Annotated in this window: 7 protein-coding genes; 2 read left to right on the top strand and 5 right to left on the bottom strand. The window is 39.6% G+C overall.

What is annotated here, in order from left to right:
• Window positions 1-19: 19 nt before the first annotated feature.
• A complete protein-coding gene (locus NSQ19_RS03625; protein WP_340702404.1) occupies window positions 20-364 on the bottom strand; it encodes a phage holin family protein in 345 nt (114 codons plus the stop codon).
• A gap of 124 nt (window positions 365-488) precedes the next feature.
• Window positions 489-1,634: a DUF4097 family beta strand repeat-containing protein gene (locus NSQ19_RS03620; RefSeq protein WP_340702403.1), complete on the bottom strand. Its 1,146-nt coding sequence runs from the start codon at window positions 1,632-1,634 to the stop codon at window positions 489-491.
• A 325-nt stretch (window positions 1,635-1,959) separates the two neighbouring features.
• On the opposite strand from NSQ19_RS03620, the gene NSQ19_RS03615 reads away from it, so the two are divergent.
• Window positions 1,960-3,147, top strand: a complete 1,188-nt coding sequence (locus tag NSQ19_RS03615) for a CDP-glycerol glycerophosphotransferase family protein (RefSeq protein WP_445798030.1) — start codon at window positions 1,960-1,962, stop codon at window positions 3,145-3,147.
• On the top strand, window positions 3,144-3,950 hold the full coding sequence (locus tag NSQ19_RS03610; RefSeq protein WP_013858677.1) for an ABC transporter permease: 807 nt from the start codon (window positions 3,144-3,146) through the stop codon (window positions 3,948-3,950). The genes NSQ19_RS03615 and NSQ19_RS03610 overlap by 4 nt, the downstream gene beginning before the upstream one ends.
• Window positions 3,951-4,061: 111 nt before the next feature.
• On the opposite strand, the gene NSQ19_RS03605 is transcribed toward NSQ19_RS03610, so the two are convergent.
• The 3 genes from NSQ19_RS03605 to NSQ19_RS03595 all read right to left on the bottom strand — a co-directional run bounded on the left by NSQ19_RS03605 (window position 4,062) and on the right by NSQ19_RS03595 (window position 13,103).
• Window positions 4,062-7,658 (bottom strand): CDP-glycerol glycerophosphotransferase family protein, encoded by a 3,597-nt coding sequence (locus NSQ19_RS03605; protein ID WP_340702402.1) that lies wholly within the window; start codon window positions 7,656-7,658, stop codon window positions 4,062-4,064.
• A 210-nt stretch (window positions 7,659-7,868) separates the two neighbouring features.
• Window positions 7,869-11,342: a bifunctional glycosyltransferase/CDP-glycerol:glycerophosphate glycerophosphotransferase gene (locus tag NSQ19_RS03600; RefSeq protein WP_340702401.1), complete on the bottom strand. Its 3,474-nt coding sequence runs from the start codon at window positions 11,340-11,342 to the stop codon at window positions 7,869-7,871.
• Window positions 11,343-11,549: 207 nt separating this feature from the next.
• On the bottom strand, window positions 11,550-13,103 hold the full coding sequence (locus NSQ19_RS03595; protein ID WP_340702400.1) for a hypothetical protein: 1,554 nt from the start codon (window positions 13,101-13,103) through the stop codon (window positions 11,550-11,552).
• Window positions 13,104-13,641: the final 538 nt, after the last annotated feature.

The following is a 13,641-nucleotide window of genomic DNA, read 5'->3' as shown; positions in this document are numbered from 1 at the left end:
TGTCGGGCCGCCGCGTATCTTATTTTCGGAATACGGTTTTCTGTAAAATCAAGTTTACGACCGCCATGATGACCGCTACGATAAAAGCCATGCCGAAGCTGTCAATTTCAAAACTTGCGCCCATCAGTTCATCCGTCAGCACAAGCGTAATCGCGTTGATGACGAGCAAAAAGATGCCCAAGGTCAGAATCGTGATCGGCAATGTAAGCAAAATCAGGATTGGCCGTACCAGAATATTTAAAATGGACAAGACGAGACTTGACATGACGGCAGCCCCGATATTTTCGACATAAAAGCCATGAAAATAGCCGGAAAGGGCAATAAATAATACAGCATTGATCAAGACTCCAAGTAACCAGCGCATGATCATCAAACCTTTTCTGTGTGGTTCTTTTTACAGTATATAACGACACAGCTGCTGATGCCAGCAGCACAGCAGGCACGCATCTTTTTTTCGCGAAATTTCTGCTCCCCCGGCAAAAATGCGATTATGCTTCCGGGCTTTCTTCTTTCTCCGCCTTTTGTTCGTTAATCGTGATGGACCCCGTTTTCGCGTCGGCAAAAATATATAATGCGGGCTCGGTGGTCCCTTTTCTGCTAAATCTGGCCACTTTCTGAATCATTTCTTTTCGTTCTTCATATTTTTCCATGCCTTGAAGGTCAATCGCAAAGTTGCCGAAGTTGGTTTTTCCTTCCCCGTGTACGGAGATGTTTTCCGGGATGGTCATTTCAATGTTTCCGGAGACGGTCTTGCTATGCAATGAATCGGCGCCCGGAGCCGTTTTTACCGTAATATTGCCGTTAAAGGCTTCAAAGTCTGACCGCCTGCAAGCACCGTTCCACCGGATATCCCCGTTCATCGTCTGTGCTTCAACCTGCCCGATTGTATTTCCGTCAAAATCAATGGTGCCGTTTCCCGTTTCGACTTCCGCCGTTTCCAAATCGGCATGTTCCACCAGTACTTTTCCGTGGAGTGTTTTCACTTTTAACTGGTCTGCCTGAATGTCCTTCACCTGGACGTTTCCATTGAAAGTGCTCAACGTGATTTTCCGGTAGCGGGACGCCGGGACGTAAACGGATGTATCCACTTTCATCCATTTGGATTGCGTAGAAAACACAAGCCTGCCGCCCTCCACCGAAAACGTGCTATTGTTCAGCAGAAAACTGCGGGCATCTTCCCTGTCATTGGTGCGGTACACTTTTGCCTGGCATTCTATCCGCACATCTTCCTGATCCCATTGTTTAAACGTTAAATACCCGTTTGCGATATCCAATTCAATCATATCGGTTTCCGGCAGGCTTTGCTGGAAGACATGGGAGACTTCGGCAGACTGGCCCAGCTGAAGATCAAAGTCCTTTATTTTTTTCAGCGCGCCACCGACAAGATCAAACAGCTTTTCTTTCGTTTCATTAAAATTCCGGTCTGTATCGCGGAACTTTTTCTGCCCCGTATCGCTGCCAGCCTCTCCGTTGCCGCCGTTTGCAGCCTGTTCCCCGTTTTCTGCCGGATCCTCTTTCAGCGCCATTTGTCCCGCCTCTTCCCGGTCCAAAGCCTCCAACAGCGTCAGCGCCTCATCCGTCGACAATTTCCCATCCTTCACCATATCCAAAATCCGTTTTCGTTTGTTTTCCATGGGAGCCTCCTTTTTCGGATTACAATCTCTATATGAATACGGCTTGAAGAAGTAAAAGTTTCAAGAGTAACCATAGAAATTTACTTTGTTTAACATTCATATTATAGTCATACTTGATAAATCAATTGCAGTCTTTAATTTCCAATAACAATAGTACCTTGATTTAATTTTCAATAATGAAAAAAACAACATAAACAGTCTAAAACAAAGGTTTGAATTCTGTCCTATTTAGACATATAATGAGGAAGTGTCGGGATAAATGTTGAATGCCCGTATGAGACGTGTATTGTGTTCAATTGGCCGTGTTTTTGTGAGGAGTTTACGTATGAAAAAGACTTTGAAAAACATCGCACAGCAAATTTACTTTCTGGCCATGCTGGTGATCGGGAAATTGCCCGCCAAAAAGAACGTGATTATGTTTGAGAGCTTTCAGGGCAAGCAGTACAGCGATAATCCACGGGCGATATATGAATATATCAAAGCGCATTACCCGGGCTATACTTGTTACTGGAGCGCACACAAAAACTTCTTACATAACTTTCAAAATAAAGACGTCCGCTATATTAAAAGGCTGTCTCCTTACTGGGTATATATGATGGCTAGGGCCCGTTACTGGGTGACCAACAGCCGGATGCCTTTATGGATTCCGAAGCCGAAACATACCGTTTATCTTCAAACATGGCACGGGACGCCTTTGAAAAAACTTGCAAATGATATGGAAGAAGTGCATATTCCGGGAACTACGGCTGAACAGTATAAAAAAGATTTTTTGAAAGAGGCGGGGAAGTGGGATTTCTTAATTTCGCCCAATGCCTATTCAACAGCCATTTTCCGGAGCGCTTTTCAATTCCGCCAGGCGATACTTGAAACCGGATATCCGCGCAATGATATTTTAGCCGTTCAAAACAGCCGTGCATCTATTGGGGCATTAAAAAGCAAACTGGGGCTTCCGATTGATAAGAAAGTGATTCTTTATGCCCCTACCTGGCGGGATAACCAAATTCATGAAACCGGGAAATATCGGTTTGAATTGAAACTTGATTTAAATCAGTTACAGCATCATCTAAGCCATGATTATATCTTAATTTTACGGATGCATTATTTGGTTGCGGAACAATTGGATTTAGCACCTTATCAGGGTTTTGCTTATGATTTTTCCAATTATGAAGATATCGCGCAACTTTATTTAATTTCTGATATGCTGATCACGGATTATTCATCCGTATTTTTTGATTATGCCATTTTAAAACGGCCGATGCTTTTCTTCGTATACGATATTGAAGAGTACCGGGATCATTTGCGCGGTTTTTATTTTGATTTTGAAAAAGAGGCACCGGGCCCGCTCGTTACAACGACCGCACAGGTGATTGATGAAGTGAAGAAAATGGATGCCGCGGGATATAAACTGCCGGATTCATTTGATGCTTTTTATCAGAAATTCTGTTATTTAGAATGCGGAGAATCAGCACGGCGCGTTGTTGAAAGGGTATTTGCAGAAAGGAAAGAGTTATGAAATCTGCCATTACTGTCTTAAAAGAGCAAATCAACAGTTTTTATTTAATTATCCGCCTTTCTTTATATGAGGTAAGGAGTGAAAACAGGAATAATTATTTGGGCATCCTTTGGGAAGTCATAAACCCGATGATCCAGCTTGCGATTTACTGGTTTGTTTTCGGTTTTGGTTTAAGAGGCGGGCATCCGCGGCCGGGTTATATTCCATGGCTGTTTGCAGGGTCGTCTATTTGGTTTTTCATCAGCCCGGCTGTTTTGCAAGGATCCCGTTCCATTTACTCCCGGATCCGGATGGTTGCAAAAATGAATTTTCCATTAAGCGCCATTCCGAGTTATGTCATTATGTCAAAATTTTATCAGCACTTGCTGTTACTTGCGATTGTGATCATTATCCTTCAATTTCAAGGTTATCCGGTTTCCGTCTATTACCTTGAACTGCCATATTATTTGGTTTGCACGTTTGTATTTACATTTTCTTTATCTTTGATTACATCTACGCTGGCAACAATTGTACGGGACGTGCAAAACATTGTACAGGCGATTATGCGGATGATGATTTATATTTTGCCTGTTCTTTGGGACCCATCCGCAAGATTGCATGGCCCGATTGAATTGATTTTAAAGTTAAACCCGTACTACTACATTGTCGAAGGGTACCGCTCTGCATTGCTCGGAAATATGGGATGGTATCTAGTTGAGCATTTGCATTACACGATTTATTTCTGGGCTGTTACCTTCCTCGTCTTTATGATTGGCGCGGCTCTGCATATCAAATTTAGAAACAGTTTTGTCGACTTCTTATAAGGGTTTTCCCGAAAAATGGCCATTTCCGGTTGACTGCGAAATGGCCCGGATGGCGCGGAACAGACATAAAAAAACCGCACTCCCTGTTGTCAGGGAGTGCGGTTTTTTATCTTATTCATGCAAACATCTGTAGAATGTTTCCATGGCGGCTTTGTTATACGCCTGATAATGAAATTTTTCAAATTCCGGATGCTGGCGGGTGATCATGGCTTCCAACCCTGATTTTAACCCGTTAATGCTGTCTTCCACAAGCAGCCCGTATTTGCCGTCTTCAAGAACAGTACGATTTGCGACAATATCTGTTGCCACGATTTTCATGCCGAGCGTTAGCGCTTCAAGCAGCACCATCGGCTGGCCCTCATAATGTGATGACAGGACAAAGCAATCGCATTTTTTCATAAAAGGAAAAGGATTATCAAGCTGGCCCATTAGGAAAACAGAATCGCTTACGCCAAGTTCCAGAATCAGCGCCTGCAACTCGGTTTCTAAAGGCCCCTGCCCGAGAATATAGAGTTTGCTTTTCGGATAGTTTTTATGAAAATCGGCAAACGCTGAAATTAAATTGGCCTGCGCTTTTTCCGGAGAAAGCCTGCCCATGTTGACAAAATTGTAATGGCTGCTGTCCGGTTCCGGGATATACTGGCCATTTACTTCGTATCCGTAAGCATGCTCTACAAAGACGTTCCGCATGTTGATCCAGCCAATTTCAGGCCCGTCCGCTTGCAGAATGCGGCCATAAGTCCCGGACGGGGTGGTCACTTCCCTGTCTATTGTAAAGGTTGCATCTCCCTGCAGCATATTGGGAAGACCTTTCTTTTCTGCACCTTCCATCCCATATGGTTTGGACCAGATCACCGCATTTTTCTCATCCGGCAATACCCTGGCGATTTTTAAAACTTCAATGTCAGAGACGACAGTTGAGCGTTTCAACGGGCTTAATGCGCTTGTATGAATCCAGCCGATTTTATTGTTTTTTAAATAAATGAGCGCGTAAACGCCCTGTTTTGTTTTTGCCAATTTCTTTACAGTGACAATCGCATCTTTATAGTTTGAAACTTCTTCTATCATCCTGGCCTTATAATTCGGATACGGCTTGTCCCATATCGGTTCATTCGCTGAAACGGCCACTTTATAATATTTAGGCTTGCGGAGGTCAATTAGCCTGCGTGTCCGGCCGTCAAGATGGTTTAAAAATTCTCTTTTACTGTAATTTAACGTTTGAATCAGCTTTCGTAAAACAAATATCTTGAGCTTGCTGAAAATTCCCGTATTCGATTCAATCGTACAGCTGCTGTAAAATCCAAGTGCTCTTTTGTCAATCCAGCCAATGGCTTCTTTCTTTACAGAGAACCGGTAATAAGTTGAATGCTGTGTTTGTACTGCCTGATCAACAGCTACAATACAGTTTTTAAAGTCGGAACTCAACGAGATCTTTCTTGTTCCAGGCAGATTAAAAGGTTTGCTCCATATAGCATTTCCTCTTGTTTTAACAATCTTTGCCAGCTTATCTACCTTTTCCGATGTGACAACACTATCCGGAAGAAGGGCCACTGCTTTTTCATGAATCCAGCCAATTTCTTTGCCTTCGTAATGGAAGCGGTAATATAATGCGTGTTTTACTGTTGATTTGGCTGTAATCAAAACCTCGGCATCCGCCATATCATTGGACAAAGATACTTGTGTTGCGCCTTCAATGGAAGGGAGCACCCGCCAAACCGGATAATCATTTACATTGCTGAGGAGCGCCCGTGCCATAAACTTGGTAATTTTAGGCTCATCCGATTTTTCTTCTTCTGCATAAAGAATTCTGTCCGGATTAATGGAATTCAGGACGTAATCAAATTGATCATCATTTGCATACCGGCTTAAATTTTTCCGGTTGACTTCCATTGTTCCTTTGGAGACGCTGACCAGCTTATCAAATCTGTAGTACAGCGTGAACAAGCCTCTCAGGTTGATTCTGTGCGGGTGTTTCCCGTTGATTTCACGTTCACTATCTGAAAGCAGGTCGTTATGCATAAAGCAAATTTTTCTTTTCGCATCCGCAACGACCAGATACTTTGCCCAATAATAACTGTATCCACTGAAATCGATAATATAATCAAAATGGCTGTTGCCAAACAATCTCGTATGTTCCCTGATATAAGCACGCTCCGGAAAAATCTTTTTTCCGAGATTCCCACGTACGCCCCGGTTATATGTATATCTATCACGGTATACTTCGAATATACGGTAAAGCGGTACGCCCGGTTTAAAGATCATGCGTACATTTTGATTGATTTTGTAAATATTGTTCAGAACTTCTTTTGATTTTGGCTCACCGGTAAAACAGCTGACATCGTATTTTTCAAAATCAATATTGTTCATTAAGTTTAGGAAGGAGGTAGTAATCCCGTTATTCCGCATGCCCCCCGGATAAATCAGTATCCGTTCCTTTTTAACCGGCACTGCATTGACAATATGAAGAGGCAAAGGAGCTTGGTCGAAAATATACTGTACAATCCTTTCCGTCACTTTTCCGTCTTCATGGTTGGTAAAACGGCTCCTGAGGTTTTGGTAATTTGAAGCATATTTTTGGGATACCGTTTCGATGTTTTGAATGGCCTCAATCAATTGCTCGACGCTAAACAAGAGCGGGCCGGGCAAATCTTCATTTTTGAGATATTGTCCTCTTTCCTCGCTGTATACATCATAATCCCATGTATAAAATAATATGGGTTTTCCTGTGATCAGGTAATCGAAAAAGATACTTGAGTAATCCGTGATTAAAAGATCTGTTGCAGCAAGCAGTTCATTCGTGTCCATATAGTCAGGAACAAGCCGGCTTTGCAATTCAGGATATTTGGCTGCCTGCGTATACAAAAACGGATGGACTTTTACGAAAACGTTGTATTCATTTCCTGCCTCTTTTTCGACTCTGTCCATGTCAGAGATGATTTGCATCACATCGTTATTGGCCTTTGAAACACTTTTTCCTTTCCACGTCGGCGCGTAAAGGAGGTTCTTTTTATTGAAATCAACGGTTAATCCGGCGTCTTTTAACGCATTTTTTATGGTATCCGGATTTGTATGGAAGGTTAAATCAATTCTCGGGTACCCTTCTTCGATAATTTTTCCGTCATACAGCCCTTCAAGCTTATAACTGTCCAGATACATTTTGGTCGTATGTTCATTCGGGCTCAACAAATAGTCGGCACTCAGGAAATTTCTTAGCACGTTTTGCGACTGGGCCGGATTGCCCGGAATGTCAAAGCCCATGCTTTTCAATGGCGTGCCGTGCCACGTATTGATATAAACCTGACCTTTTTTCGGAGCGTAAAAAGATTGGAATGTTGAATTATTAATTAAATACGCACATGAGGCCAATTCCTTTAAATATTCCCTGGAATTACGCTGCACAAATTTAACGTTTGGATATTTTTTGTATTTGTCTATAACCGGCTGGAGCGATTGAAAATCCTGGATTGACCAAATATGGTTGTAATGTTGATAAGCGGGATTGTCAACCATATATTTAAAAATCGCATAAGGGCTGTCTGTCATACTTTTTCCGTCGCGGCTTTCGTAAAGAATGGTGTTTGGTTTTATCTGCAACCGGTCATAAAATTTTGCATATTGATTGGCACGCCGGTGGTTATCTTTAATGAGATATCGTATGATTGGCCCTGCTATAAACCTTAATCCTCGTTTTAAATCGTTTTTGTTCAACTGACGATGTCTCCCTTCAAAGAGATCTTCTACTGCAAATAGAACAAAGCTCCCCTTAAAATTTTATACCATATACATATTTATTTCCAAACGTACGTGAAAATTAATGGGGATTCATCAAAAAAGTATCCATTAAATCCTTTTCAAATAAAAATTTATACAGAAAAATAGCCCGGATTAAGATATCATTACCCGGGCATTTAACATGATTTATGATTTAAACATTACATTAAATATTTGCTCGCTTGCGTTTCCTTTATCGTACTGATTAAACATTTTTCTAAATGTATCAAGTTTTTCCCCGTATTTCGATCGGAATTCCTTCAAATTTAGAATTTCATCAATTAATTCATCATTTGTTAAACATACGGGTCCAGGCGCCTTTTCAATTAAGTCGAAATACATACCTCTCAGGTTGTCTCGATACATCTCCAGGTCATATGTGAAAAAGATCATTGGCCGGTCTAAAATCGCATAATCAAACATAACAGAAGAATAATCTGTAATTAACACATCGGATATTAAATACAGATCGCGTATATCATTATAACTAGACAGATCGTACAAGAAACCCTTAACTTCTTCCTCGTCAGGTAAATTTACTGCGTTTGCCACATAATGATGGAATTTTACCAGAAGAATGTATTCTTTGCTCAGTTGTTCTTTAAGCCGCAAAATATCCAATTCCAATTTAAATTTATTTCGAACCCTCCAGGTTGGTGCATAGAAGATGACTTTTTTGTCTGAAGGTATCCCAAGCGTGCTTTTTATCTCATTAATTCTTTCCGGCGTATTCTCATTAAACAGCTTATCATTTCTCGGATATCCGGAATTTAACACTTTGGCACGGTGTGCAAAGGCTTTTTCAGCGATATTGGCTACATAGTCACTTGGAACACATAAATAATCCCATCTCCTGTTTTTCTCTAAAAATTTTTCCATGTTCTTCCCAGGTTTTATTTCTCCTGGTGCATCGAGACCCAAAGTTTTTAATGGCGTTCCATGCATAGTCTGCAATTCTACTGCACCTTTTCGTTTTTGGTAAAAATCAGGAAAGTTAACATTGTTTACAAAATACTTGGCCCTTGCCATGTAATAGAAATATTTTAAAGAATGCATTCGGACCTTTTTCCCTTTTCCTTCTATATGCGTCAGAGGATTTTTTAGACTCCATACGGTCTCAAATTCCGGATAATGTTTGTCGATATATTCATATAATGCTCTTGGATTACATTCGTAATTTTTACCCCAATAACTTTCAAATATAATGGTTTTCTTTTTCAAAGGCAAGAGTCTTGCGAGCGGATAAAATATAGTCCGAAGTGCTTCTCTACGAAGCGCTCCCTTATCAAACCAACTCCATGTCGGTTTAATACTCAAACTTAGCGTACTATCCGTATTAAACTGATAAACCTTACGATCAATTGTTGCGGATTCAGTTTTTTTAACATTATCTGTGTAAATGACGAATTGCTCGGGCAGTGGCTTATCCTGAACGATTTTCAAATCAAACTTATCATGAATAAAAGTTTTTTCATTAAAGTCTTTTAACAGGTCAATATCAACTTGTAGTGAAGGAGTGTTCTCTTCATTTTGGCTCCATCTGGCAATGAAATTATGGCGTTCACTGTTATCTTTGGATGCAAACTGGATTTTAATGTCACTTACGGGTTCCTTCCAATGGATAGGTGGGGCAATGGATAATGAGACGTGACCTTCCGATAGCGTGATTTCCTGTAAATGTCCCCCATATTCCCGCGCTGAAAGGGTAAAGGAGCCGTCATGATTTGCGTGTGTTTTTAACTCTGCAAATCCAAGGTCCATTGGTTCAAATACGTTTTCTTTCATTATTAATAATGGCCGCTCCGAATCTCCGGTTAAAATGAGCGCCTTCCACTTATGGCCATAATTTTCTTCAGCTTGTAATGCTTCCACAGGAATACTGCATGTGAATTTACCTTGCTCAAAATAAACCGGATAATTTTGCCTTTCTCCAGTCCGCATGTTTCTTAGTATAAGCTCGTCTGGTTTCACTCCATCAGCCATACAAGTTAAATGAATGAGCCGATTATCTACTCTAACGTCTGTCACCTGGTATTCTATTTTTTCCTTGTGGATAATAAAATCCCAAGCCCCATTATAATGGGCGTACATCATTGTGGTTTCATTATTTGTATACCTTGGTCTTGGGTTTTTACCCTTTGCTGGCGAACCAACCCGGAATTCTCTTCTAATACCGCCAGCAGTTAAAATCGTTTGCACATAATATTGGCCTTCGGGCAGATCATTAAAAGGCGCTACATTAAAATTGATAGATAATTCAAACCCAGACCAGTCATAGTTAAACACTCTTTTTAGAGGACGAAATTTTTGATTGGCAGGAACACCGAATTTATAGGTACTGTTAGGGCGTTTAAAAATTTTTGTGTCCTGAATAGGTAAACGATCATCCGTTTCCTCATTGCATAAAAAGAATTCCATTGTAACATCTTTTTTGCGCGGGATATCCATTTTTTCGATAAAACAGTACCCTTTAATTTTTAATGTCATTTCTTCCCATTGTGCCTTGACCGTTCTTCGTTTCACTTTAAGATTATCATCAATTAACAAATAAGACTCAGGAACTAAATCTTTGTAAGGATAGTTTATATAATAGTGCCCGTTCTTTTTTATTAATTTACATTTTTTTAATTCACCATTTTGCTGAAGTTTTAGTAAATCTAAAAGTTTGTGGACATCCTTCTGTTTCACAAAATAATATTTCATCCGGTCTACAGGCCATAATTTGCTTATACTGATTTCATGCACAGTCTCCAAATAGCGTGAGACTTCATCTATATATTTTGAGATAAATGTGTCGTCAGCCTCAGTCAGTTTATTTAAATAAACTTTCAAATCAATGTTTAGGATTTTAAAGTCCTTTTCTTCTTTCAGTTCTCCTTCTATATGGTTTTCTTCAAAAAATTGGTTGAGCATCTCCACTGCCTTGAATCGGTCAATTAAATTGTTTATATCCGTCCTGCTCTGTGTAATAGACTGATCTCCCAGATCCCTTGATCTCCAGTAGTAAATAATATCATCCAAAACATCAACAGAATTCGCTAAATAGTGAGCGGGGAACGTAACGGGAATATCTTCATAAAGCATTCCCTCTGGAAATTTAAAATTATTGTTCATCCAAAATGATCTTCGGTATAATTTGTTCCAAGCTGTTGTATCATATATCAGTTCGTGATCCCTGGTAATATGAGCTTTTAACTTTGTTTTAAAGAAAACCTTCTGGTGCAGTGAGGAAGCATATCGTTTTTGGGAATTAAATCGCATTACATTTCCTATGGCCATGTCAGAACCCGTCTGTTTAACGGTTTTGTACATTTTTTCATAGGCTTCTTTGTCCACTACATCATCTGAATCAACAAAAGCAATATATTCCCCTCGCGAATGCTCAACTCCATAATTGCGTGCTTGTCCTAAACCGCCGTTGGGTTTATCGTACGCAAAAAAATTATTATATTGTTCAGCATAGCGGTGCATAATTTTTCCACTGTTATCTGTCGAACCATCATTCACCATGATGACTTCAATGTCCGTAAAAGTTTGTTGAACGAGGGAGTCTAAACATTCTTCCAGATATTGCTGTACATTGTAAATTGGAACTATTACACTGATTTTTGGCGCATCCATAGAATAAAAAACCTCTTTCTGTATTGTATCTTTCCGAATGAGGGATATATTATATTCTTTTAAGATAAATAAAATTTTCACAAAAGATCGGATCGGATGAAATGCACAATCCATCCGTAATTATAATCGAAATGCCATCCACTCTGCAACAACGTTATTTTTCCAGCCGGGCACCCCGTTTTACAACCATTCGTTCAAAAAAGGGGATTATTTGCTTTTTTGTTTATAAAGCAGATAATCATATGGTTTGCCCTCTACAATTTGGAATTGCTTTTTGATCAATCTGTAGTTTTGCTCCAAATATGGAACATGGAGGGGCCTTAAATTCAAACGCGATTTCCTTATGACCACAAACTTCACCTTTTTTTCCATAATATAACGATTTTGTGCTTGCATGTTTTCCGGATAAATTTTCGGGTCTATATTCTGCTTTTCAAAATATTTCACATTGGGAACTATGTTTGCTGCCAAGTAAAAGCCGCCGTCCAAAGCCCCATAATTAAGCAGGGTTGGATTAGGCGTTTGATTGATCACTTTCGCAAAGGTCTGCTGGGCCGGCGGGAAACGAACAAAGAACTTGGATTCTTTAATATTTGAATTATATCCAAAACACAGGACCAGAGACAAAAAAGCAGTCGCAAATACTACATCCCAATTGACATGATTCAAAATATCAAAATCTGACTTTTCATAGGCGGATTGTAAATAATAACCGATTGATATCAGCCCAAACATGATTACCGGAACGATGATTAAATAATAATAAGGATAGCTCCTTCCGCCAATATACACCCCTAAAATAAGAAATGAAATCATGCTTGTCAGCAAATATTTTTGCATTTTGTTAACAAAAAATTTGCGGGTAAACAAAAAGTCAATAATTCCAATCATCATAATAAGTTTCATTTCCCAATTTCGGTTAAAAAACTCCCCAAATAATACTGCACAGTTAATTAACTTTCCAATAAAAGACAATTGAGACGAATACATAAAAAGGTTGAATTTTAAATAAACATTGATTAAATCTGAGATTGCGTGATGTAACCCAAAATAGCAAAGCCACGGGACACAAGATAGGAATAGCCCTGTGATTGTGAATAATACAGCCCGTACTTCATCCTTCCATTTCTTTTGCACGGTAAAAATAATGAACAAAGCAAAATAAAAGCCAATCCAGGCTCCTAACAAGGTAAACTTTATCCAAAAAACACACCCTGCCATGAAACCGTTGATTAAATAAACCAACCATGAAAACGTAAAATCCGATTCTTTTTTCAAATGATTTAGCACAAGATAGAAAAAGATAATTAAAAATGGGGTTGCAAACTCTTCTGCGCTATCCCCAAAACGAAAAGAGTTAGAGTTGAGGAAAAAAATCGGAAAAATTACTGCAACCAGCATAGATGGAAGCCGTTTTAAATATAGATTTGAAATTTTTTGGATAAATATCAAATTGATAAACATTGCGGCGCTTTCCAAACAATATACACCTAAAAAAGTTTTGGGTGAAATGGTGTAAGCTATAGCATGCAGAGCGTATAATAAAGGGCCTTTTTGTTCAAAAAGATCACGATACGGCACCAGCCCGTTTGCCATCCCTTTCCCGACCGTAAAAAATGCGTTGGCATCTACCCATTCATTGATCGCAAAAAGAGGGGAAGACTCAGTAAAAAACAACATAAGCACAAAAGCATATAAAAATAAAAAAACTGCTATATAAAGTGAGAATTTTTCTCTTTTAAACGCAATCTCCCTTTTCATAAAGTACGAGCCCCTTCATGCAACATGGTAATTATTTTTTTATAAACATGCACTTACGAGTAACAAATGTAAGTTCCCTTTTCAAGGGGGAAATAAAGGCATCAGTCTGTTGACCCGGCACGATTATAACATCCCGAATGATGCACCTTGATAGATTCCTATTCCTATACCGCCCAGAAAGCTTTCAAACATAATCTGTTTTTTTGGCAGCAATTTCTTGATTACCAGCATAACCAAAAAGCAAACAAACAGCGCTACGTATTTCAAAGTCTCTATCATGCATAAAATTTCCACAGAAACATGGCTAATTAGGGCTTGCTGAACGAATCCGATTATGGCTTGTATCTGATTTGTCAGCAAGCTCTACCTCAATATCATAGGAGAATGCATCTGCGAAAATGCTTTATTCTGTCCTCTCTGTATGTTGAATCAGCTTTAGAGTGCAAAGTTTTTCCTGCATTTTTTATAAAACCCTTGCATTTAAAGTTCGGCCAAAGCTGTCAGTATCCTTACCAAGTCTAGGACTTTTGCTTATTCA

The sequence above is a fragment of the Weizmannia sp. FSL W8-1119 genome (assembly GCF_038008605.1).
Taxonomy (GTDB): Bacteria; Bacillota; Bacilli; order Bacillales; family Bacillaceae_C; genus Weizmannia; species Weizmannia coagulans.
Note: the sequence above shows the minus strand (reverse complement) of the source record. Positions and strands in the feature narration are given on the sequence as shown.

Coding starts and splice junctions, on each gene's coding strand:
- NSQ19_RS03620 (WP_340702403.1), bottom strand. CDS start 1,634: ATGGAAAACAAACGAAAACGGATTTTGGATATGGTGAAGGATGGGAAA.
- NSQ19_RS03625 (WP_340702404.1), bottom strand. CDS start 364: ATGCGCTGGTTACTTGGAGTCTTGATCAATGCTGTATTATTTATTGCC.
- NSQ19_RS03610 (WP_013858677.1), top strand. CDS start 3,144: ATGAAATCTGCCATTACTGTCTTAAAAGAGCAAATCAACAGTTTTTAT.
- NSQ19_RS03595 (WP_340702400.1), bottom strand. CDS start 13,103: ATGAAAAGGGAGATTGCGTTTAAAAGAGAAAAATTCTCACTTTATATA.
- NSQ19_RS03615 (WP_445798030.1), top strand. CDS start 1,960: ATGAAAAAGACTTTGAAAAACATCGCACAGCAAATTTACTTTCTGGCC.
- NSQ19_RS03600 (WP_340702401.1), bottom strand. CDS start 11,342: ATGGATGCGCCAAAAATCAGTGTAATAGTTCCAATTTACAATGTACAG.